Annotated in this window: 18 protein-coding genes; 8 read left to right on the plus strand and 10 right to left on the minus strand. The window is 50.4% G+C overall.

The features are described from left to right. Position 1: 1 nt before the first annotated feature. The 6 genes from Q0698_RS08825 to rpmE form a co-directional block, all read right to left on the minus strand. Positions 2–190: a hypothetical protein gene (locus Q0698_RS08825; protein WP_298635866.1), complete on the minus strand. Its 189-nt coding sequence runs from the start codon at positions 188–190 to the stop codon at positions 2–4. Between the two features lie 2 nt (positions 191–192). After that, positions 193–357 carry a bacteriocin gene (locus Q0698_RS08830; protein WP_298635867.1) on the minus strand — a complete coding sequence of 55 codons (165 nt, stop codon included), beginning with the start codon at positions 355–357 and terminating at the stop codon, positions 193–195. A 27-nt stretch (positions 358–384) separates the two neighbouring features. Beyond that, positions 385–2,466, minus strand: coding sequence for a peptidase domain-containing ABC transporter (locus Q0698_RS08835; protein WP_298635869.1), 2,082 nt, complete (start codon positions 2,464–2,466; stop codon positions 385–387). Beyond that, positions 2,463–3,671 (minus strand): HlyD family efflux transporter periplasmic adaptor subunit, encoded by a 1,209-nt coding sequence (locus Q0698_RS08840; protein WP_298635871.1) that lies wholly within the window; start codon positions 3,669–3,671, stop codon positions 2,463–2,465. Before Q0698_RS08840 ends, Q0698_RS08835 begins: the two co-directional genes overlap by 4 nt. A 136-nt stretch (positions 3,672–3,807) precedes the next feature. After that, positions 3,808–5,049 carry a malic enzyme-like NAD(P)-binding protein gene (locus Q0698_RS08845; protein WP_298635873.1) on the minus strand — a complete coding sequence of 414 codons (1,242 nt, stop codon included), beginning with the start codon at positions 5,047–5,049 and terminating at the stop codon, positions 3,808–3,810. A gap of 186 nt (positions 5,050–5,235) precedes the next feature. Next, positions 5,236–5,448 (minus strand): 50S ribosomal protein L31, encoded by a 213-nt coding sequence (gene rpmE, locus Q0698_RS08850; RefSeq protein ID WP_121876917.1) that lies wholly within the window; start codon positions 5,446–5,448, stop codon positions 5,236–5,238. A gap of 189 nt (positions 5,449–5,637) precedes the next feature. Between rpmE and Q0698_RS08855 the strand changes: the two genes are divergently transcribed. The 6 genes from Q0698_RS08855 (at position 5,638) to Q0698_RS08880 (ending at position 12,762) form a co-directional block, all read left to right on the plus strand. Further along, positions 5,638–7,794 (plus strand): primosomal protein N', encoded by a 2,157-nt coding sequence (locus Q0698_RS08855; protein ID WP_298635875.1) that lies wholly within the window; start codon positions 5,638–5,640, stop codon positions 7,792–7,794. Positions 7,795–7,913: 119 nt separating this feature from the next. Further along, positions 7,914–9,599 carry an arginine--tRNA ligase gene (gene argS, locus Q0698_RS08860; protein WP_298635877.1) on the plus strand — a complete coding sequence of 562 codons (1,686 nt, stop codon included), beginning with the start codon at positions 7,914–7,916 and terminating at the stop codon, positions 9,597–9,599. A 215-nt stretch (positions 9,600–9,814) separates the two neighbouring features. Next, positions 9,815–10,321, plus strand: a complete 507-nt coding sequence (locus tag Q0698_RS08865) for an SPOR domain-containing protein (RefSeq protein WP_298635878.1) — start codon at positions 9,815–9,817, stop codon at positions 10,319–10,321. A 173-nt stretch (positions 10,322–10,494) separates the two neighbouring features. Further along, complete coding sequence (gene hslV, locus Q0698_RS08870) at positions 10,495–11,040, plus strand: ATP-dependent protease subunit HslV (RefSeq protein ID WP_298635880.1); 546 nt, start codon at positions 10,495–10,497, stop codon at positions 11,038–11,040. An 8-nt stretch (positions 11,041–11,048) separates the two neighbouring features. Then, entirely contained in the window at positions 11,049–12,368 is a 1,320-nt protein-coding gene (hslU, locus tag Q0698_RS08875; protein WP_298635882.1) for an HslU--HslV peptidase ATPase subunit, read from the plus strand. A 16-nt stretch (positions 12,369–12,384) separates the two neighbouring features. After that, positions 12,385–12,762, plus strand: a complete 378-nt coding sequence (locus Q0698_RS08880; RefSeq protein ID WP_298635884.1) for a DUF971 domain-containing protein — start codon at positions 12,385–12,387, stop codon at positions 12,760–12,762. A gap of 8 nt (positions 12,763–12,770) precedes the next feature. Here the strand turns inward: Q0698_RS08880 and Q0698_RS08885 are convergent, their stop codons facing one another. From Q0698_RS08885 to Q0698_RS08895, 3 genes are read right to left on the minus strand one after another with little or no spacing between them, the layout of a single operon-like run. Next, entirely contained in the window at positions 12,771–13,976 is a 1,206-nt protein-coding gene (locus Q0698_RS08885) for a Bcr/CflA family multidrug efflux MFS transporter (RefSeq protein WP_298635886.1), read from the minus strand. Between the two features lie 52 nt (positions 13,977–14,028). After that, positions 14,029–15,207 (minus strand): pyridoxal phosphate-dependent aminotransferase, encoded by a 1,179-nt coding sequence (locus Q0698_RS08890; protein ID WP_298635888.1) that lies wholly within the window; start codon positions 15,205–15,207, stop codon positions 14,029–14,031. Next, positions 15,204–16,799 (minus strand): 5-guanidino-2-oxopentanoate decarboxylase, encoded by a 1,596-nt coding sequence (locus Q0698_RS08895; protein WP_298635890.1) that lies wholly within the window; start codon positions 16,797–16,799, stop codon positions 15,204–15,206. The genes Q0698_RS08890 and Q0698_RS08895 overlap by 4 nt, the downstream gene beginning before the upstream one ends. 132 nt (positions 16,800–16,931) lie before the next feature. On the opposite strand from Q0698_RS08895, the gene nhaC reads away from it, so the two are divergent. Both nhaC and Q0698_RS08905 read left to right on the plus strand, forming a co-directional pair. Further along, entirely contained in the window at positions 16,932–18,395 is a 1,464-nt protein-coding gene (gene nhaC, locus Q0698_RS08900) for a Na+/H+ antiporter NhaC (protein ID WP_298635891.1), read from the plus strand. Between the two features lie 337 nt (positions 18,396–18,732). Then, positions 18,733–20,886 carry a 5'-nucleotidase C-terminal domain-containing protein gene (locus Q0698_RS08905; protein WP_298635892.1) on the plus strand — a complete coding sequence of 718 codons (2,154 nt, stop codon included), beginning with the start codon at positions 18,733–18,735 and terminating at the stop codon, positions 20,884–20,886. Between the two features lie 59 nt (positions 20,887–20,945). Here Q0698_RS08905 and thiI read toward each other — a convergent pair whose 3' ends face one another. Beyond that, the gene (thiI, locus tag Q0698_RS08910) at positions 20,946–22,403 is read right to left on the minus strand and encodes a tRNA uracil 4-sulfurtransferase ThiI (protein ID WP_298635894.1); all 1,458 of its coding nucleotides are present in this window, start codon (positions 22,401–22,403) and stop codon (positions 20,946–20,948) included. Between the last annotated feature and the right edge of the window lie 241 nt (positions 22,404–22,644).

Consider the following 22,644-nt stretch of genomic DNA (forward strand, 5'->3'; position numbering starts at 1 on the left):
TTCACTCGCCTCCATCAGAAGCTAGGTAGCCGCCTACCGCACTGCCTACTGCGGTGGCGGTGGCAGCCGCCGCCGACACCACATACGGTGAGGCATAAGTCACCAAGCGCACGGCTAGCATTACCGTTACGGGATTAATAAAGATACCACCACTTACTTCCTGCTGTTGTTCTGTATTGAGTAATTCCATTACTAAGCACCTCCCGTGGCGCGTTGATCAAAGACAAGTTCCTCAGGGGTCCAGCCAAACATTTCAAAGTCTGGTCGGACGCCGTTTGGCAGTTCGATGTAAACGATTGATCGTGGTGGTTCACCACCACTCACTTCTTGCATTTCACTGATAGATAACTCAGTCATATTGCACTCCTTTGCTTTGTCTGAACCTCAGACCGGGACTGATGCACCCTGCATCAATTTGCTCACATCCACCAATCCGGTGGCTGTTAATTCATAAATCGAATCAGCCGCGATAATCGCCGCTCGACGATGAGCGATGGACACCACGGTGATGCGCAGTAACTTAATATTGGCGAGAACCTGAGCTTCGGCGGCATCATCTAAATGACTGGTCGCTTCGTCTAGCAGTAGTATTTTGGGTTTTTGGTAGATGGCTCGGGCTAGCAGAATACGTTGAATCTGCCCCTGCGAAAGGGCCGTATCAAGATCCCCCACAATAGTTTGTAAGCCCATTGGCAATTGCGCTAGCAAGTCATGAATACCACAGCTATTCAGCGCACGCTCCAGCGCACCCTCATCCACTTGGTTGGCAAAGCTGCTGATATTCTCCAGCAGCGTGCCCGATAACAGCCTATCGTCCTGTAACACTTGCGCGACGTAAGGTCGAATATCCACTCCTAGGCCGTAGCCAACCTCCTCTCCATGAATGAATACTACGCCACTAGCAGCGCGCAGGTGGCCGCCAATAATGGCCATCAATGTCGACTTACCAACCCCTGATGGACCGGTGATAACAATCATCTGACCGCCTTCTACGTGTAGCTCCACCCGCTCGAACAGCGCGTTAGAGCCCTGAGCAATGCGGTAGGCGATGTCATGCATACTGAGATTTCCAGAGCCGTCTCGCAGCAGCGTTTTAAGCTGCTTGGGTTGCGCCTCAACCAGGTCATCGATGCGATCGAGATGAAGTCCCATCACCCGGAGTTGGCATACTTTATCCACCACCGTATTAATACGTTCAAAGAACAGACCTCGATAACTCACATAGGCAACCATATGGCCAATCGTCCATGCTCCCTCAAGCACCAGATGAGCACCCATAAAACTTAGAATTAGCCCTTCTAAGGTGATGATCAGCAACTGTAATTGATTCGCCCTGAGTAGTTTCATACCCGCCTGATAGCTGAGATTCGCGGACTTTTCCTGAGCAGTATTCCAACGCTGTAGAAATGACGATTCCATACTCAATGATTGAATGGAGACCATGCTGCGCAACATTTCTACCCGCTGCGAATGCTCCTCGGCTGCGGCGATGACAGAGCGCTGTTGAAGGGCTCGCACACTGGCGTAATGCCACCAGCGGATGGCAATCAGCGCCAGGCTAATGGCACAGCTTATGAGCGCTAAAATAATCGAATAGAAAAACAAGACGAGGCAAAGTAATAGCGAAAAACTCAGCGCAATCCCCAAAGGCACCAGCAGTTGGCTAAACGCGCCACGTAACTCGCGAATAGATTCAAACCGAGAGATTAGATCGCCAATATTACGTTGGCGGAAGAAATCAACGGGCACCGTCAGTAAGTGCCGGAAGAGTTGCCAAGACAGAGACTTGTACAAGCTATTATCAATGTTAGCTAGGAGCCAATCACGCGTGTACTGAAGGGCGACACGGACCAACAGAAGTAATGAGAACGCGACGAGTAGTAGCGACATCAAGCGGGTGTCGCCCATCATTATGCCTCGGTCGATTAGCAACTGAATGTAATAGGGAGCTGTCAGCATTAACAGCTGCGACGAAATACTGAGAGCAATCAACCAAACTAATGCACGATTAAAACTGCCACCTAGCTTCACCCATTTTCGAATAGATTCGCCGCCTGTTGGTAATGAGAGACGTACCGAGCTATCCGCCGAACACTCCAACGCAACACCGGTAAACTGCTCACCCACCTCATCCCAATCACAACGCCGGCGACCGACCGCTGGGTCAACGATGTCGATACCGTTCCGGTTGGCGTTTTCGAGTACTACAAAATGATTGAAACCCCAATGAATAATACAGGGCAGTGTTAACTCACTAAGTTGACCCTTGGACAGTCGCAGTGCTCGACAGCGGAATCCCAGTTGTTGCGCAGTTTCCGAAAGCTGGATGAGCGTCATGCCCGATTGAAAACCAGAGAACCTTCGCCGCATCGACCCAAGGGTTACCCTAGCGTCATAGTGATTGGCAATCATCGCTAGTGAAGCCAAACCGCACTCTGACATACCCGCCTGAAGAAAAACCTTCATAGATTCACCCGCTCAAGCGGCAGATGTTGCCAGGCTCGTTCCAGCAAAGTTGCCTGAGTAAGCTCAACGTCAACGGTTACTGGCAAGCCATCCACCAAATACGACGCGGCTTGGCTATCAGCGCTGATGGTGGCTTCGGCCCAATACCCTTGACCACTTTCAGTAGTGATTGAGGACGAGGCAAGGTTGATCAACGTTGCATCAATCAAGCCCAATTGTCTGCCCCGTTGACCACCCAAACGTAACCTAATAGGCGTTGAAAGTAGTACCCGATAACGTTCATCGGCGGACAGAATAAACTTCACACGATAGTCTTTATGACCCGGCGCTAAGCTAAAAAGCAGTGCTTGGCTATCAACCCTTTCCCCCTCGCGGACTGGCACCCAATCCACTACCCCATCCTCCGGGGCAACAACGCTAAGGTGATCATTATGTTCCAGCGCAAAGATCTGCTGATGTAATTCACGCTGTCGCGATTGAAAAGTAAGTTGATCACGATCCTGCTGTTCAACGAGCAACCACTGACGTTGATGCAAAGCTTCAAGCTGTTGATAATGATTTAGCAGGTTACCAACGCTCTCGATGAGTTGAATCTCCGCCGTGTCTAACCGGCCCTTCTCGTGATCTAAACTCGCGTTCGCTAACCATCCTTTCTCACTCAGTGTTTGTGCAGAGCGATAGCGAGCTTTGATTCTTTGATGTTCATCGGCGCGAAGATCTCGTAGTCTCGCCATGTCGGCTAACAGCCTATTCAGCTGAGTGATTTGGGCTTGCGTTGTAGACCATTGCCTAAGTCGAGCTTGGCGTTGAAGTTCCAGCTGGGCTAAGTCATCGTGAATCTCGGTAACTAAAGCGTTCTGTTGTTCTCTGACCACCGAGAGACCCGCCTGTCCAACCTTCCACGAGCGAAGCTCCGCCAACACTTGCCCCTGGTTAACCTGATCGCCAGGGGCAATGGATAATTTACTAATATAGGCATTGGCATCACTGCGAATTTCAATGGGGGGATGTGCCGCAAAGACCAAAGCGGGAAACGATCGATAATCGGGGAATCGCCAGATCGAAAAGATGATCAGCAGAAGGATAAAAACAATCACTACGCTGACCACTGCTAGCTCTAATCGCCATGGGTTACGGTAATTAATCTGTGCGCAGAAATGCGAATCTCTAGCTTCAATAGCTTGCTGGCGAAAGATGTTGTTCATAGAACCCCCTCAAGAAGACGAGGAACTAGATTAGGGAATGAGATGAAGAATAACGACTGCTGAAAAGCGGAGAAAAGTGAGCTTTAGTCGTCCTAGTTAAGTAGAGCTAACACTAGAACGACTAATTAATACCCTGTTATAGCGGGTAGTGAGCGGGATAGGGTAAGCGAGCTGCACCGGTTTTAATCGCCGCCTTCGCGACCGCATCCGACACGACGGTCAAAAGACGAGCATCCATAGGTTTAGGGATAATATAATCAGGACCTTTCGTTAAACTATCCACGCCACAGGCTTTCAATACTTCTTCAGGAACTGGCTCATTAGTCAGCGCTGCGATAGCGTGAGCTGCCGCCAACTTCATTTCCTCATTAATTTCACGGGCGCGAACATCGAGCGCACCACGGAAGATATATGGGAAGCCTAAAACGTTATTGACCTGATTCGGAAAGTCAGAGCGACCCGTTGCCATAATAACGTCAGGTCTTACGGCTTTTGCTACCGCTGGGTCAATCTCGGGATCAGGGTTTGAACAAGCGAAGACAATGGGGTTTGGTGCCATCTTCTTCATCTGAGCTTCGGTTAAGAGGTTCGCCCCAGAAAGGCCAAGGAAGATGTCAGCACCGTCAATCGCATCATCCAAGGTACGGCGATCTGTATCGATGGCAAAAGCTTGCTTATATTCGTTCAGGTCATAACGCTCGGTTTGAATCACACCACCGCGATCTAGCATGAACACGTTGTCACGCTTCAAGCCCGCTGAAATAAGTAGATTAGTACAGGCAATGGCTGCAGAGCCCGCGCCTAGACACACCATCTTTACTTCTTCAATGCGCTTACCTTGTACTTCTAACGCACTCAACATACCCGCTACGGTCACAATCGCAGTTCCGTGTTGATCGTCATGGAATACCGGAATATCACAGGCCTCGATGCAAGCTTTTTCAATCTCGAAACACTCCGGCGCCTTAATATCTTCCAGGTTAATCCCGCCGAAGGTGCCAGCGATGCGCACTACCGTATCGATGATCTCCTGCGGATCTGAGGCATCAATTTCAATATCGACAGAATCTATGTTTGCAAAGCGCTTAAACAGTAATGCCTTTCCTTCCATGACCGGCTTCGATGCCAGTGGACCCAAGTTACCCAAGCCGAGAATGGCACTTCCCGTAGAAATGACCGCGACCAAATTGCCCTTACCGGTATAGCGATAGGCCGCTTCTGGGTCTTCAGCAATCGCCTTGACAGGTTCAGCAACGCCAGGGCTATAGGCTAGCGCCAGGTCGCGCTGAGTTTCAGCTGAAGTAGTCAGTTCAATACTAATTTTTCCCGGAGTTGGGTACTGATGGTAATCTAACGCAGCTTGCTTTTCGTCTGTCATGTCGTATGCCTAAGAAAGGTATGTGGAGTGCTAACCAATATAACAAATGATGAACTCATTGAGGGTTCAAATAATCAATAGTAACTATGCACTTTAGTAATGGTAGTCAAAATATCGTGACCAACCAGTCACTTTAAATGCAAAAAAAAGCGCTCAGAGAGCGCTCTTTTTTCAACGTAGGGTGTCTTACTTGTAAGAACGACCGCCAAAACGCTGTTTGAAACGATCAACACGACCGCCTGCATCAAGAACCTTCTGCTTACCCGTGTAGAATGGGTGGCACTTTGAACAAACGTCGATGTGGAAATCTTTACCGATAGTTGACTTAGTCTCTACCTTGTTGCCGCAAGAACAGGTTGCAACAACTGAATCGTATGCTGGGTGAATATCGTTTTGCATGATGAACCTCGTTATGTGCCGCCACTTGATCTCTCGTCAAGCACCGCACCAAGTCAATGAAATTTGAGCGCGCATCCTAACAGAAGAATTGATAATTGCCAAACGTATTTAATGTGGTTACAAATGCGTATACTAAGTCACTGAGCCTAAAACTTGGCCAACAATATTTACTGATAGGTGAAATCAACTTTGAGCGCACATATCGTTGCCGTGGCGTTGCCCGTCCCCCTGAAAAGAAATTTTCACTACCGGAGCAGTGAACCTGTACTTCCAGGTTGTCGCGTGCGAGTGCCGTTCTCGAATCGCGAGCTAGTTGGCACCGTGGTTGAAGATACTGATACTACCCATGAAGGCGAACTCAAGGCGGTTATCGACATAATCGATGACGTGCCGCTTGGTAATGCGCGTTGGTGGCAGTTAGTTAACTTCACGGCTCGCTACTATCTTGCTCCACTTGGCGATGTCATTGATAGTGCCCTGCCTAAAAATCTTCGTGATGGCCGCGCGCTATCGGATTATCGGGCTGACTGGTTCCAACTTGCAGAGACTGATGCATCGGTAAAGGGTGTCCAGCAACAACGCTGTATCGAGGCGCTAAAATCGGGCCCCATGGAATGGTTGCAGCTCCGTGAAGCAAAGGTTTCTAAAGCCACCTTGAAACGCCTATTAGAATTAAAGATTGTCGTTGAGTATGACCACACCGGTGCTGAGACACCCTGGAAACTGACCCAAGCGCCACCGACGCCAAATTCCGAGCAGCAATTAGCCATTGACGCGATTACCCGCAGCGAAGGTTTTAAACCTTGGTTGATTGACGGGATCACTGGATCCGGCAAAACCGAGGTTTACCTGCGAACTATTGAGCATTGCTTGGCTCAAGGTCAGCAAGCGTTAGTGCTGGTTCCCGAGATTGCCCTCACCCCGCAAACTCTGGAGCGTTTCAGTGCCCGATTCGCCACTCGCATTGCCGTACTGCATTCGGGACTGGCAAGGGGTGCACGCTGCGAAGACTGGGTAAGTGCCGCCGATGGTTTAGCCAGAATTATTATCGGTACTCGTTCTGCTATCTTTGCCCCCATTCCGAAGCTGGGGCTAATTGTGGTCGATGAGGAGCACGACTTATCCTATAAGCAACAGGACGGTTTTCATTATAACGCTCGCGACCTAGCTATTGTTCGCGCGAAACACGCTAACTGCCCCGTCATTTTGGGATCAGCCACACCGTCCCTAGAGTCGCTCGCCAATGCCGAGCGTGCTGCCTATCAGCGGCTTGAACTCTCCGCTCGAGCTGGCGGCGCGGCAAAGCCGCAAGTCGAACTGGTCGATACACGGCAATCCTCTCGCGACACGGGCTTAACAGCTGCTGCGTTGGACGCAGTCTCTGCGTGCCTCGCTCGCGGCGAGCAGGCGCTCATCTTTATCAATCGCCGCGGCTATTCTCCGGCGCTAATGTGTCAGCACTGTGGCTGGATAGCGGACTGCCCCTCCTGTACACGTCACTTCACGGTTCACCAGCGTCACCAACAGCTAGTGTGCCATCACTGCGACGTTGCACAGCCAATCGCTCACCGCTGCCCGCACTGTTTTAGCCAGCAGTTAGATCGCGTGGGCGAAGGTACCGAGCGTATCGAGGAGCGGTTAGGTGAATTATTTCCGGAAACGCCAACTATCCGGGTTGATCGAGACACCACCCGGAGCGCTCAACAGCTTGCCGAAAACCTCGATCGCGTCAATAACGGCGAGCCCTGCATTCTAGTTGGCACCCAGATGCTAGCCAAGGGACATCACTTCGAACGGGTAACATTGGTTATTGTTCTCGATATTGACAGCGGGCTCTACGCTGCTGATTTTCGCGCCCCAGAACGCACGGGACAATTACTTACTCAGGTGATGGGCAGAGCTGGGCGAGCCGCTCTCGCTGGACAGGTATTGGTGCAAACCACACTGCCCGATCACCCACTATTGCAAACTCTGCTCTCGCAGCCCTATCGCGTGTATTCATCGATGCTACTGGCAGAACGACAGCGCTTTGGTCAACCGCCCTTTAGTGCTGCCGCGCTATTGCGGGCAGATCACCCTCATCAACATCAGGTTGATCAATGTCTCTCCTTGGCGCGAAATTTCTGTGCCAATGCCATTCAACACGGAACGCTCCAGTGCCAGGGTCCTATGCCCGCGCCGCTCGCGATGCGTAATGGCCGCCAACGCGGCCAGTTATGGTTCTTCGCAACCCATCGCAGCGGGCTTCATAACGCCATGCAAGCACTCGATGAGCTACTTAGAAAAAGTAAGCTCGTAGGTGGCTTGCGATGGTCAATTGACATTGACCCGCAGGACAGTAATTAGAAAACAAGGGTAAATCCCTGCAAATACCAAAGATTTTCACCACGAGTCCTTGTTAGACGGCTAAAATACAACGATAATTCACCGTTTTAAACGTCAGCACTTACGTACCACAGGACTCTATGAAACAGCATATCAGTGATCTCATCCAACAGGCTTTAGTTAACATGCAGACCAGCGGTCAATTGCCTGCTGATCTTAGCCCCAATTTCAATGTCGATCACACCAAAGACAAGAGTCATGGAGACTTCGCAACTAACGTTGCTATGACGCTAGCAAAGCCAGCCAAATCCAATCCGCGCGCCATCGCGCAGATGGTCATCGATGCGCTGCCACAATCCGCTAAGATCAGTAAGGTTGAGATTGCTGGGCCGGGGTTTTTAAACTTCTTCCTCAGCGCCGATTCAGCCCAATCAGTGATCAATGATGTCTTGGCGGCTGGTGCGAACTTTGGCCACAATAACAGCGCTGAAGGTACCCCAGTTCAGGTCGAATTCGTCTCGGCTAACCCAACCGGACCACTGCACGTGGGCCATGGTCGTGGTGCTGCAATTGGCGATTGCCTCTGCCGACTTCTGAAAGCGACTGGCCATGAAGTCACCGCTGAATTCTACTATAACGACGCTGGCCAGCAGATTAATAACCTTGCACTCAGCGTCCAAGCCCGCGCCAAGGACCTTGGTCCAGATGATGCAAGCTGGCCTGCTGACGGTTATCAGGGACAGTACATTATCGATGTGGCTAACTCATTTATGCAGGGCGACACCGTCACGGCTGCCGATAAAGCTGTTACCGCCAATCGCAACGTTGATGACCTCGATGCTATCCGTGATTTCGCCGTAGCCTACCTGCGCCGCGAACAGGATCAAGATTTAAAGGCTTTCGGTGTTAACTTCGACATCTACTTCCTAGAGTCTTCGCTGTACGAAAGCGGCTCAGTTGAGGCGACTGTTCAAACGCTTATCGATAGCGGCTTCACCTATGAAGACGGCGGCGCACTCTGGCTGCGAACCACTGACTTCGGCGATGACAAAGATCGTGTGATGCGTAAGCGTGAAGGCGGCTACACCTACTTCGTTCCCGACGTGGCCTACCACCACAACAAGTGGCAGCGCGGCTTTAAGCGTGTCGTGAATGAACAGGGCGCCGATCATCACAGTACCATCACTCGTGTTCGCGCCGGACTTCAGGCCTTAGATGTAGGTATTCCTAAGGGCTGGCCGGAATATGTGCTTCATCAAATGGTGACCGTAATGCGCGGTGGTGAGGAAGTTAAACTCTCTAAACGTGCCGGCAGCTATGTCACCGTGAGTGATCTCGTTGAAGAAGTTGGCCGCGATGCTACGCGCTATTTCCTCGCTGCGCGCTCGGCAACGTCGCAGCTCACCTTTGATATTGATTTGGCTACTGCCCAGTCAAATGACAACCCGGTGTACTACATCCAATACGCCCACGCACGCTGCTGCGCGGTGATGCGTAAGCTAGCCGAACTAGGCGAAAGCTGGGATCAAAGCGACGCCCTAACAAAGCTCGATGCCCTGGGCGAAGATGCTGAGAACCAACTTATGAAGCGTCTCTCTCAATTCCCCGAAGTAGTCAATAATGCTGCGCAACGTCTTGAACCGCACACGATTGCCAATTACCTAAGAGAATTGGCGGGTGAGTTCCACACCTACTATAACGCGCACAAAATGATCATCGACGATCAGCACGTTCGCGATGCTCGCCTTGCCTTGGTCATGGCTTGTAAAGTCGTCATTGCTAACGGTCTAGACCTATTGGGTGTCTCTGCTCCAGAGCAGATGTAAGTATCCTTGAGGCGGCGTCCCAACGCCGTCTCAAAACTTCGAACTTATTCTCAGCTTTCGTCTTAACACTCCCTCCTTTTATCGGTATGCTAAAGCTTCAGACTACAGACCTAACTATAAGAGTAATCCCTGCAATCATGGTCGCTAAAAAGAATAAACGGAAATCACAGCGTGGCGCCAAAAGAAAGGCCGATCAACGCAAGCTTGCGAGCCCTATGCCAAAGATTATTGGCGGACTGATAGGCGCTGGTGTTTTATTTGCAGGTATCTACTGGTTAAGCCAACTCCCAAAACCTTCATTTATTAGCGAGCCCTCGGTCACCGAAACATCAGCGGACGTATCGAGCTCCGAGGCCGATGTGACCGTTGCGGAAGCACCGGTAGAAATTGAGTACGAATTCTACGATAGCTTACCGAATGAAGAAGTGGTTGTTGATGCTGAGCCGGGCCAACGAAATGCCGGCCCACAGGACTTTTTCTACAATCTTCAGGCGGCATCCTTCCGCCGAAGCGAAGACGCTGAGCGCGCCCGCGTTGAATTATTACTTGCCGGTCTTAATGCGTCGATCCGGACGGTGAATGACGCCGAAGGAAATCCCTGGCATCGCATCATGGTGGGACCGTTTGAGCAATATGGCCCCATGGATGAAGCACGCCGTCAACTTATCGAGCGTGGCATGACACCGCTCGTATTCAAACGCCCGAAAGAAGATAGCCAATAACGTCCTCTCTTCAGCTATGCTCGAACGTGAGTGCTGCTGGCCAATGATAGCGCTTCATTGGCATGGGTAGCTTAGGCATAAATGACTCACACCGTTGTTGATGAGCCATTGAAATATTCGAAAGCACCCCCATATCAAATAAAACACGACTCAATTTTGTAAGGAATATGACGTTGGAACAATATCGAGGCACCACCATTCTATCGGTAAGAAGAAACGGTAAAGTCGTCATTGGCGGCGACGGTCAGGTCACGCTGGGTAACACCATCATGAAGGGGAATGCCCGTAAGGTTCGTCGCCTTTACAACGGTAAAGTTATTGCCGGCTTCGCCGGTGGTACCGCGGATGCCTTCACCCTGTTCGAACGCTTCGAAGCTAAGCTGGAACTCTACCAAGGTCATCTCGTTCGGGCAGCGGTTGAACTCGCCAAAGATTGGCGGACCGATAAAATGCTCCGCAAACTTGAGGCGCTACTCGCCGTTGCTGACGAAAACGATAGCTTAATTATTACTGGTAATGGCGACGTAGTTCAGCCCGAAGACGATCTCATTGCCATTGGCTCTGGCGGCTCGTTCGCCCAGTCAGCCGCGCGAGCGCTGTTGGATAATACTGAGCTAAGCGCGGAAGACGTAGTGACGAAGTCACTAACGATTGCAGGCGATGTCTGTATCTACACAAATCACAATTTCACTGTCGAAACACTCGACTCAAAACGCTAAGGTTTACTATGTCATCGATGACCCCAAGAGAAATCGTTCACGAGTTGGACCGCCACATTGTTGGCCAAAAGGATGCGAAGCGCGCAGTCGCCGTTGCCCTACGGAATCGCTGGCGCCGAATGCAACTAGATGAAGAACTCCGTGCCGAAGTGACGCCCAAGAATATCCTAATGATTGGCCCAACCGGTGTAGGTAAAACAGAGATCGCACGCCGTTTAGCGAAGCTAGCCAATGCTCCCTTTATCAAGGTCGAAGCAACCAAATTTACTGAAGTGGGCTACGTTGGCAGAGACGTTGAATCGATTATTCGAGATTTAGTGGAGACCTCCATCAAACTGCTCCGCGAAACTGAAGTTCAGAAGGTTCGCCATCGTGCTGAAGACGCTGCGGAAGATCGCATTCTAGATGTGTTGTTGCCACCGGCTCGAAATAGCAATGAAAATGAAAGTGATTCCACCACGCGTCAGCTATTTCGCAAAAAGCTTCGCCAGGGTGAGCTTGATGATAAGGAAATCGAAATCGACGTTGCTTCCGTTCCAATGGGCGTAGAAATTATGACGCCTCCTGGCATGGAAGACATGGCAAGCCAATTACAAAACATGTTTAGTAACATGGGCTCTGACCGCTTGAAGAAACGTCGGTTAACGGTTAAGCAAGCGCTCAAACAAGTTATTGACGAAGAAGCGGTAAGGCTCGTCAACGACGAGGAAATAAAGGCCAAAGCCATTCATGCTGCGGAACAGAACGGAATCGTTTTTATCGACGAGATCGACAAGGTCGCCAAGCGTTCTGAGGGCGGCGGTACCGACGTCTCTCGCGAAGGTGTTCAGCGCGATCTCCTTCCGCTTATTGAAGGCTGCACCGTGACCACGAAATACGGCACGATCAAGACGGATCATATCCTCTTTATCGCTTCGGGTGCATTCCACCTTTCGAAGCCGTCAGACATGATTCCTGAACTGCAGGGCAGACTTCCCATTCGCGTAGAGCTTCGCGCGCTAACGCCGGAAGATTTTGAGCGTATTCTGACCGAACCGAAGGCATCACTTGTTGAACAGTATAAGGCACTGTTGGCGACTGAGGGCGTGGAAGTCGCGTTCACCGAACCTGCCGTTAAACGGATTGCAGAGGTGTCTTGGAAGGTTAACGATACCACGGAGAATATTGGCGCCCGTCGCCTGCAAACGGTTATGGAGCGGCTGCTTGAAGAGATCAGCTTTGAAGCTTCAGATCGCGATGGCGACCACATTGAAATTACGCCTGACTTTGTAGATAGTGCCTTAGGCGAAGTCTCCAACAACGAAGACCTCAGTCGCTTCATTCTATAACGAGGGAGTATCTAGGATGACAGCGCCTCAAAAAGTCATTCATCATCGCCGCTCAAAGACGCTCGAGCTCACTTGGCTCGATGCGTCGTTTACGCTCTCGGCAGAATATCTACGGGTTTGCTCTCCGTCGGCTGAGGTCCGAGGTCACGGCGGACAGAACGAGGTATTACAGGTGGGGAAACGCGATGTAGCCATCAGCAAACTCGCTCCCTCTGGTCACTATGCGGTACAGATATTCTTTGATGACGGCCATGATACAGGACTTTATAGCTGGATCTATTTACGAGAGTTGGCTGAGAATTTCGATAAGCGGTGGGCCAAGTATCTGCAGGATTTGGAAGCCGCTAACGAAAGTCGCGACTCAGACACGTCAATTGTGAAGTTTATTAACTAAGGCCGTTACTAGCCGTGGCGAATTTTAAAACCTCGGTGAAGGCGATAGCAAAACATCGAGGCTGCTGCGCTGACTACAATGGTTAGCGCCATATTGGTTTGAACATTAAAGGGCAGTATGGTTGACGCTGAACCAATTAAAGCCCCTACCCCAAAACGAAAACTCCCCACTACCGAAGATGCCGTACCCGCCATGGTTGAGTGGCGCTGTAGTAACTTCGCCATCAAATTAGAGCCCACCATCGTGGTAGCTCCAATAATCACCATGCAGGGTATGACCACCAGCCAGATAACGTCATCAATAAAAATAGCGGGCACCATCAGCATTGCACCCAGGAACTGAACATAAAGCCCCCAGCGCAACATATGCGGAGCACCCTTTCTACCCACGAACCGGCCGTTGATAAAGGTAAGAACCATCAGCGCAACCACGTTAAAGGCAAAGAGATAGCCCACTTTATCAATCTCAATATCATAGAGCTCAATGTAGACGTAAGATCCCGAAATTAGGAAGGAAAATAGGCAGGCGAAACTAAAGGCTCCTGCACACATTAGTGCAAGGCTAACGGGATCGGCGAAGATTTTTCGGTAGTTACGCAGGGATCTACCTATAGCAAGTGGCTGACGGTACTCCTTAGCCAACGTCTCTGGGATGAATAGCATCACTAATATACAAGCCGCCAAACCCAGTACGGCAAGCGACCAAAAGATCCCTCGCCAGCCAAACCACAGCGCAACATACCCACCAATCAGTGGCGCTACCAACGGGGCTAACGTCATGACCAGAACAATGAAACTCATCATTCGAGAGAAATCATCCTGCTCGAACATATCCTTCACAATGGCCGAAATCATCACCCCAGACGCCGCACCCGCTACTCCTTGAAGCGAGCGCCAAACATTAAGCTCACTGATGGTTTCGGCGCGCGCGCACAACATAGCGGTAATGGCAAAAAGTATCGAACCGACCAGCATCACCCTTCTGCGGCCGACGCTATCGGAGATAGGGCCGACAACTAACTGCCCCAGCGCAAAACCCACGGAGAATAAAGTAAGCGTTTGCTGAACTTGGGTAGCCGACGCGTCAAACGCCAAGCCAATTTGCGGGAGCGCAGGCAAGTACATATCAATTGCCAACGGTGTGAGCGCGGAAATAAATCCGAGTAACGCAATCAGCGGCCAATTTAGCGCTGGTAGCTGCCGTTGGTTTGGCATGTGAAAACTCCCTGAAGTGTTCGCTAAGCCTAATCGAGATTTGGCCGCACTGCTAAGTTTCTGTTTGCTTAAGGTAAAAACGACTCAAACGTTGAATAGCTATTGCCATATCGCTACGCGACACGCAGAAGCTCAAACGGACGAAGCCGGAAGCTGAGACACCAAAGGCATCGCCAACTAATACCGATACACCCTCAGCCGCCAGTAATTCTTCGGCAAAACGTTCGGCGGTCAAACCCGTTGGCCGAATATCTAACATCAGAAACATACCAGCCGGAGGGACAAAGGCTAACGGAACGCCTGCAGCGCGCAAGGTATTCACGGCTACATCTCTCCGAGCGCGATAGGTGTCCCGCATCGTCTCGGTAATGCTCTGATGGTCACGAAAAGCCGCTTGAGCTGCTCGCTGAACGAACATCGGCATACCATAGAGCATACAGAGCGCCAAGTTACTAAGGTGCTCCACTAGCTTTACAGGACCAGTTACCCAACCAAGCCGCCAGCCGGTCATCGCATGCGATTTCGAAAGCGAATTGATGGTAATGAGGCACTGATCTATCCCCTCCACCTTAAGCGGAAGCTGATGCGTCCCCTCGTAGATCAGCTCACTATAAACTTCATCTACGATTAGCCATATCCTGTTGGCGACAGCGAGCTCCGCAAGCTGTTGCCAATCGGATGCAGAAAGAATGGCTCCCGTAGGATTATTAGGTGTGTTAATCACAATGGCACGGGTGTGTTCATCAATCTTGGCTTTGATATCCTCGATATCAATGGCCCAGTTATTTTCAGCCTTCAGTGCAGTGCCACGAATCTCAGTTTGAGCCGCCCGAAATACCGCCTCATAGGTGATATACATTGGCTCCGGAATAATGACATTATCGCCCGGTTCAAACAGACATTGTGCAACGCTAAACAGGCCACACTGCGCTCCCGCTTGCACCACAACTTGCGCTGCTGTGATGTTGCTATGGCGCCGCTCTGACTCCCACTGCGCGATCATCGTGCGCAGATCCACTTCACCCTGACAATCCGTGTAGTGAGACTCATTGGCATTAATTGAATCAATCGCGGCGGCCTTGATGACATCTGGCGTATCGACGTCTGGATCGCCGACGGAGAGGACAATGATATCCTCGCCGGCACTTTGACGAGCCATCGCCCGGTAGTGGATATCCCACGCCGCAGCACCTTCAGAGGCAATACGCTGAGTTAAACTAGAGAACTTCATGAGTCACGCTGCTCCAGGCTAGTGGCATCCAATTCAACAAACCAACAGCCGGACTTGCTCTGAAGCTCCTCAAGTGCTGGGGCTATCTCGCTAATTTGAGTGAGTTTTCGATAAGCAAAGTGGTAGCCCTGGGCAAGCAATTCGAAATTAGGGTTATGCATCGCTACAGCTACGGGTTCAATATCTCTCAGCTCCATATCGTCCCATATTTGTCCCAAACGGCTATTGTTCCACATCAGCACAACGAAGCTCTGTTCGCTAAGGTATTCTGCGGCGGTGGCCAGTTCGTTAATGGTATATTGCAAACCGCCATCGCCTACTAGTACCGCTGCCGGTAACTTAGCACCAATGGCTGCCCCAATGGCGCTTGGAAGTGCATAGCCTAGCGTTCCGTAGCCGGTGGGATGAAGCCATTTCTTAGGCTGATCGACGGGGTAAAAAATATTGCCAGAGTAAGCCAACTGAGTCATGTCAGTCGCCATAACTGTGGCAGCAGATAGTCCTTCACGGATAGCAGATAGCACCTGCTGATGAGATTGATACATTCGCGGCAAATTGTTTTGCAGCGCCGCCTTCAGTTGTTTCACCCGTTCCTCGGCATTCGCACTTGCTCGCGCGACTATCTGCTGGTTTAACTCACCCAGCGTGGCTTTAGCATCAGCGACGAGCGGGATTTTTGCGGGATAAATACCGGTCATCTTCTGTGAATCCAGATCAATACGAACAAGATTCTCACTTATTTCGATACGATCGCACCAGAAATCGGTATCCGCTAGCTCCGTACCCACAGCGATAACACAGTCTGCCTCAGCAATCATTTTCCAGCCGGGTTCAACACAGAGTAACGAGCCCGCTAACAGTGGGTGATGACTAGGCAGGAGACCTTTACCCGCTACCGAAGTGAATACTGGCGCACCGAGTTGCTCTGCGAGTTGCTGTAATTCAGCCGCCGCGTCGACGCAGCCGCCGCCGGCAATAATCATTGGATTCTTTGCTTGGTTTAAGCGTGCTACCGCCGCATCAAGTTGGGATAGCTTAGCGGGTCGAACAGGTAATTCCTTCGGCCGCCATAGCTCCCCCGCCGGCTGCCCTAAGATATCCAACGGAACTTCAATATGAACGGGGCGTGGTCGCTGCGAAGCAAAAATAGCAAAGGCTTGATGAATAAGTTGCTCTGCCTCGGCAACCGACGATGCTCTCGCGGAGAGGGCCGTGACGGGGCGTGTAAAATCTAATTGATCCTTTGACTCGTGGAGCCTTCCAGCCCCCTTGCCCAAGCTCCAAGATTCGTTAACGCTAGAAACCACTAGCATAGGAATTGAATCAGAGAAGGCTTGTCCTATTGCCGTAGCGATGTTGCTAACGCCCGGACCTGTAATAACAAATGCTACACCCACTCTTCCGGTTGCTCGGGCATAGCCATCAGCCATAAAACCCGCCCCTTGCTCATGACGGGCTAAAACATGGCGAATAGGTGACTCCGCTAGCCCTCGATAAAGTTCTAAATTATGAACACCTGGAATGCCGAAAACGGTATCTACACCGTAGTTCTCCAGTAGTTTCACCATCGCCTGACCGCAATTTTGCGTCATGCGTTACTCCTTATCTATCAAAATTATTACGTTTACATCACGCCCAGCTTCACGAGACCTGCGAATGTCCTCTGCGCGCTCGATTATTGTTGGCAAGTATGGTTGACTAAAACCAACTAAAAGGAAACTGCTATGCCAAGAAAAATAGTCAACGGGTGGGACGCACTTATCATCACGTTGCTGATCATCTTTTTCATCGGAGGTGCCATTGCCACCTTTGGTGCCGATTCGCTCTTGGGTGCTACCCAAGTAGCCCTCTTTTTCAGCGCCATCTGTACCGGCTTAATTGGGGTAAAGAACGGTCTGAGCTGGGATGATATTGAAGATACCATTGTAGCCACTGTTGGTCGCGCTGTAATGCCTCTCATCATATTTTTAGCCGTGGGCTGTCTCATCGCTGGGTTAATGATCTCAGGCGCAGTGCCTACTCTGCTCTATTATGGTTTAGGAATGCTTTCACCCACGTTCTTCTATCCGCTGGCATGTCTTCTCACCGCCGTTGTCGCGCTTTGTACTGGCAGTTCCTGGACCACAGCGGCAACTATTGGCGTGGCGCTTATCGGGGTCGCGATGGGCTTTGACCTCTCTCTACCTATCGCGGCTGGGGCGATTATTTCCGGCGCCTACTTTGGCGACAAAATGTCACCATTGTCCGAAACGACCAATCTTGCTTCCGCTATCGGCGGTGCCGACCTCTTTGTCCATATTAAACATATGATATGGGTCTCAGGACCCAGCTTTTTGATCAGCTTGATAGCGTTCTTTATAATCGGACTTGCGTCAGAACTACCCGCTGACTTGGGCGATAAGATTGCCCTAATGCAAACTACCTTAGACCAACAATTTAACCTCAGTGTGGTTAACACCCTTCCGATTATTGCGCTGCTCTATATGAGCTATAAGCAGCAACCTGCCCTGCTAGCAATCTCAGCCGGAGTAGGCCTGTCAGTTGTGGTGAGCTTTATGACCCAATATGAACTCATACTTCGCACTATCACCCTACTCTACGGCGCCGATGGCTCCATGCTGATGACGCTCTGGAAGGTTATTTACGATGGTTTCCTCATTGAGACGGGTGTTAGCGAGCTCGATGACTTACTGTCGCGCGGCGGTATGGAATCCATGGTATTTATGGTGTGGCTGGTACTCTGTTCAATGATGTTATCGGCAACGCTGAGTGCTACGGGGTATATCGAATATTTATTGAATAAACTGCGCACCATCATTCGCGGAACTGGATCGCTAATTGCCACTACTATCGGCACCTCAGTGACGGTAAATATGCTGACCGGAGATCAATATCTATCGTTAGTTCTCCCTGGGCAAATGTGGAAAGACGAATATGAGAAACGAGGATTACAACCGGAAAACCTAACACGCACGCTAGAGGATGGCGGCACCGTCACCTCACCATTAGTACCGTGGGGGGCATGTGGCGTATTTATGGCAGGAACGCTAGGCGTGCCGACGCTAGAATATCTCCTATTCTGCTTCTTTTGCCTGCTCAACCCAATTATCGCTATCGTCTACGGAATTTTCAATATTCGCATTAGCTACCAGGAAAAAGCTCCCACGAACAGTCCGGTAAACAGCTAATTAGCGGGAAGTTTAAGCAGCTTTTGGTCCAGCGTTTAAGCGTGACTCTTGCGCTGGATTACTCGGATTACGCTACCAGGCGTGAGTGCTGTGACGAGGCCTGAGACTAATGGTGCTAGAAACTATAAATCCTTGAAAACCCAGTGCCAAAAACAATCACTTGCTATGGAAAGTACTTATGCCCAGAAACCTTTCAGCAACGTGGCGGTCTTATCAATAACGGGTAAAATGTGATACAGTTCACACCATGAGATGAATCGCAGTTCAAGATATTCAAACTCCGCATTTTAATACTCGTGTAAATAGCCTAACCACTCACTTATATTGGAAAACTAGTTTGTCTCGCATTGCCCTAATCAGCCTGCTTTTATTATCGTTCGAAGCCTTTGCCACCCCGGTACAGCTGAGAATTATCACCACTGGCGATGTAAACGGTCGAATCTTGTCGTACGATTATATTGCTGATCAAGCTACGGATGAATTTGGCTTAGACCGCGCTGCGACCCTTATCCGAATGGCGAGGAGTGGATCAGACAATAATGTTACCGTTGATACCGGAGACCTACTCAAGGGGAGTCCGTTGGCGGCGTGGGCCGCTCAACAAACCTTCGATCAATCGAGTGGCGGCCACCCCGCTTACCGAGCACTAAGTCATCTTGAATTCAACGCTGCCACGTTAGGCGAAGCCGATTTCTATTACGGCCTGGATAACGTTATGCAGGCAGTCGCGCTGAGCAACCTTCCCATAGTTAGCGCCAACCTCTATCGACGCGGCGTCAACGGGCAACGTGGTCCGCATCTTGTTAATCCCTGGTATATTGAAACCATGGCAGTGCGTGACATTATGGGCCGCACCCATACCATTAACATTGGCTACATAGGCTTTACCGACCCAGCACAACTTCGAAAAAATAGTTCGCTACGACGCCGCATAGAAGCACGATCAATCGTCGCCTCGGCCCGTGAAGAATTACCCAAGTTGAAGGCGGCTGGAGCAGATATCGTGATAGTGATGGCTCATACTTCACTGGCTGCAAGAGATTCCAATCTGCCTAACCACCGCAATACTATTGAATCTTTGGCGAGGGAGCCTCTAGTTGATGCCATCATATTCAATCAACCCAATGGCAATTTTCCAGATCCGGATCTGCAAACACCCTATCGCGTAGATTCTACTTATGGAAAAATCTTCGGAACTCCAGCAGTCTCTACACAAAGTGCAGCGAAGCAGGTGGGAGTGATAGATCTATGGCTACGGAAAGACCAAGAAAGTTGGACCGTAGGACGCTCTACAGTAGAATTGCGTTACGTTCAAAGAACGGGGCGCAACGTTGTTGAGTACAAAGGCCTCAGCGTTCGTCTCGACGACGCCCATCAACAGACTCGCCACTTTGCTAATCGTCCTGTTGGCCGCACCAATCAACCTTTAAGTAGTTTATTGGCGCAACTGAAAACGGATACAGCCACCCAACTCCTGCATCAAGTTCAAGTTAATTATGCCACTGAACAACTCGGCATCACCAACTCAACACCTCTGTTATCTATCGCCTCCCCGCCACTGATCGGCGATAGCGGCAATAACCCCGAAGCTTACACCTGGATCCCGACTGGTGTCGTCACCTACCGCCAAGCTGCAAGTATCTTTCCACATAGCGGAAGACTTAATATCGTTCGAGTTCCACCGGCCTTAGTGACAGAACTACTCGAGTGTTCTGCGGGGCAATACCAGCAACTCAGCAGAGCGCGTGACGATGCACAGCCACTGCTTAGCTCTGAGTTCGCAGCGGAAAACTTCGTCGACATTAGCGGCTTGGAGTACGAGATAGATCTATCGAAGCCACAACGTTACAGCAGTGACTGCAGTACCTTCTCTAACTTTGAGCACCGAGTTCAAGTGTCGACTACTGACGAAGCGTTATTTTCCTTAGCAGGTGTACTCGTGGTTTTAGAGGATAGCCAGCTCGCACGAATTGAGCGTACCTTCCCTAACGTTGAAATCGAACGGATTCATCGCTCCGCAAACTCTCTGCAGGAACAGTTAATCAAAACCTTTGAAACAGCGGGTTCTTCGGGAGTCTCCGTGACTGCTAATCCACATTGGCGGTTCGCAGCGGTGCCGTCGTTCTTTCAACTTAACGCCGGCTTTGCAACCCATGCTGACCCTCGCTTCCAACATTACGTCAGCACGAACGCGAACTTAACTGCTCGCTATCTTGATGTCAGTCCAACTGGCTTTGGCGTCTACCGATTACAATTCCCTTCGATAGCGCCCGAACTCCCTGAAACCTATGTTCCCTCACCTGCACTTGAGATCGAAACACCCACAATAAGCTCTACGGTTCAGACCAACGTCGATGAGCTGCCAGTAAGGCATATCGATGAGCCTGTATCACTGATGATTGATGGGGTAACCGTTAAGGCAATACCGTCGGATCTTGCTCCGGAAGAAGACTTGGAAGTAGGACAACCCGAATCGCCTGAAGGTACATAACTAACGCGGGACAGAGGGTTGTGGCATCGCCCAATTGGCGATGCAGCAGGAATTCATACTCAATGCTTAGTGGGGCGATAGACTGCTACATTTTCATAGCCGTCGGCTAACAGCTGCTGGGCATGGAGCCCACTCATGACACCACGGTCACAGTAAAGCAAGTAACGCTGGTTACTATCAAGTTCCATGAACTTAGCCGAAAGCTCATAGAAGGGTATCTCTAGGTGTCCTTCTCCGAGGTCAACTGGACGCAGATCCACTTCATCCGGATGACGAATATCAATAATAACTTCATTTATTTCTACGTGATCAACCTCAGCCGCTTCCTCGTAGCCCTCCAGTACATCATGGACCACGGATTCAATGCCCACGTTCCGCGCAGACGCTACGGCGTCCTTCAGTACGTCAAAATTGAATCGATCTTCCTCAATTTCAACCTTGTGCATTCTGGCTCTAGTGGTTGGATTAACTGAAATCACCCCACAGTACTCGGGAATTGACTTAGAGAACTCCTCGGTACCTATGTGCGCCGAGGTGCGAATGATTTCAGTTTTATCCATAGTCGCCAACGGACGAAGTACTAACATATTGGTAACTTGATCAATGACGGAAAGATTGCGTAGGGTTTGAGAACTTACCTGAGCAACCGATTCGCCAGTGACGAGCGCCTCAATCTCGAGTTGTTCCGCCACTTCCGCCGCTGCCCGCAGCATCATTCGCTTTAGAATCATGCCCATGTAGCGGTTATTGACATTGGCCAGGAGCTCATCCACAACGCCCTCAAATGGGATGCTTACGAAACGGACTCGATAGGAAGAACCGAAGCGTTCCCAGAGGTAGTAGGCAACCTCTTTCACTGCGATTTCATGAGCTCTGCCGCCCAAATTGAAGAAGCAAAAGTGAGTCGGCATACCACGTTTCATGGTTAGGTAGGTAGAAACGGTAGAGTCAAATCCACCAGATATTAAGCTGAGAACAGGGTCCAAACCGCCAATTGGGTAGCCACCAAGCCCCTGAATAACCTGTTCCACCACAAATAAACGCCGCTTACGAATTTCTACTCGAACCGTTTCATTCGGCCTGTGGAGATCCACCCCAGCAGTGTCTAGCTTAGCCAGCAGCCCGCCACCGATCTTCTGTTCCGCTTCATGGGAATTGAAATCATGGGTGCCCACGCGTTTTACTCGGACCACAAAGGTTTTATCGCGCAGCCGCTCTCTGTTGACCTCAGCGACCTTCTCAATGGTATCGTCCAGGTCAACGAATTCGTATTCCTTAACGACAATGAAATTGGCGATGCCGGCGATGTGCGCGAGAACATCGATCATCTCGCGCCCCTTGACCTCATCGACTTCAGTAAAGATATCTAATTTATCCCAGGTGCTCTTAACCACCACACTGCGATCAATCAATTTAAGCGATCGCGTAATATTAGTGCGAAGCTTTGCGATAAGCTGCTTTCGAACGGGCTTACTCTTGATGGTGATTTCCGGGAATAGCTTGACGACGAATTGCATAATAAACCTGAGCTGAGTAAATATGCCCTAATTATAAGACCAACTCCCGCAAAGCACACGCGCAAGCGATACAAATATCACTTTGAATCCATGTTGCCGCCAAATACCTATCAACGCACCAAATTGGTGCTTGCGATACTAACCAAGCACACTTATTGCGCACCAACTTGGTGCGTTATGAGGGTGGTCTATTTTGGCGATTGAGCTCAGCGCTGTAAGATAGCGCACTAATCATAACTGG

The sequence above is a fragment of the uncultured Umboniibacter sp. genome (assembly GCF_947497555.1).
Taxonomy (GTDB): domain Bacteria; phylum Pseudomonadota; class Gammaproteobacteria; order Pseudomonadales; family DSM-25080; genus Umboniibacter.

What these genes read in the sequence shown, in the direction of transcription:
- Q0698_RS08865 (WP_298635878.1), top strand. Translation starts at nt 9,815, where the DNA reads ATGCCAAAGATTATTGGCGGACTGATAGGCGCTGGTGTTTTATTTGCA.
- Q0698_RS08845 (WP_298635873.1), bottom strand. Translation starts at nt 5,049, where the DNA reads ATGACAGACGAAAAGCAAGCTGCGTTAGATTACCATCAGTACCCAACT.
- Q0698_RS08840 (WP_298635871.1), bottom strand. Translation starts at nt 3,671, where the DNA reads ATGAACAACATCTTTCGCCAGCAAGCTATTGAAGCTAGAGATTCGCAT.
- hslU (WP_298635882.1), top strand. Translation starts at nt 11,049, where the DNA reads ATGTCATCGATGACCCCAAGAGAAATCGTTCACGAGTTGGACCGCCAC.
- rpmE (WP_121876917.1), bottom strand. Translation starts at nt 5,448, where the DNA reads ATGCAAAACGATATTCACCCAGCATACGATTCAGTTGTTGCAACCTGT.
- thiI (WP_298635894.1), bottom strand. Translation starts at nt 22,403, where the DNA reads ATGCAATTCGTCGTCAAGCTATTCCCGGAAATCACCATCAAGAGTAAG.
- Q0698_RS08890 (WP_298635888.1), bottom strand. Translation starts at nt 15,207, where the DNA reads ATGAAGTTCTCTAGTTTAACTCAGCGTATTGCCTCTGAAGGTGCTGCG.
- argS (WP_298635877.1), top strand. Translation starts at nt 7,914, where the DNA reads ATGAAACAGCATATCAGTGATCTCATCCAACAGGCTTTAGTTAACATG.
- Q0698_RS08895 (WP_298635890.1), bottom strand. Translation starts at nt 16,799, where the DNA reads ATGACGCAAAATTGCGGTCAGGCGATGGTGAAACTACTGGAGAACTAC.
- Q0698_RS08880 (WP_298635884.1), top strand. Translation starts at nt 12,385, where the DNA reads ATGACAGCGCCTCAAAAAGTCATTCATCATCGCCGCTCAAAGACGCTC.
- Q0698_RS08830 (WP_298635867.1), bottom strand. Translation starts at nt 357, where the DNA reads ATGACTGAGTTATCTATCAGTGAAATGCAAGAAGTGAGTGGTGGTGAA.
- Q0698_RS08835 (WP_298635869.1), bottom strand. Translation starts at nt 2,466, where the DNA reads ATGAAGGTTTTTCTTCAGGCGGGTATGTCAGAGTGCGGTTTGGCTTCA.
- Q0698_RS08885 (WP_298635886.1), bottom strand. Translation starts at nt 13,976, where the DNA reads ATGCCAAACCAACGGCAGCTACCAGCGCTAAATTGGCCGCTGATTGCG.
- nhaC (WP_298635891.1), top strand. Translation starts at nt 16,932, where the DNA reads ATGCCAAGAAAAATAGTCAACGGGTGGGACGCACTTATCATCACGTTG.
- Q0698_RS08825 (WP_298635866.1), bottom strand. Translation starts at nt 190, where the DNA reads ATGGAATTACTCAATACAGAACAACAGCAGGAAGTAAGTGGTGGTATC.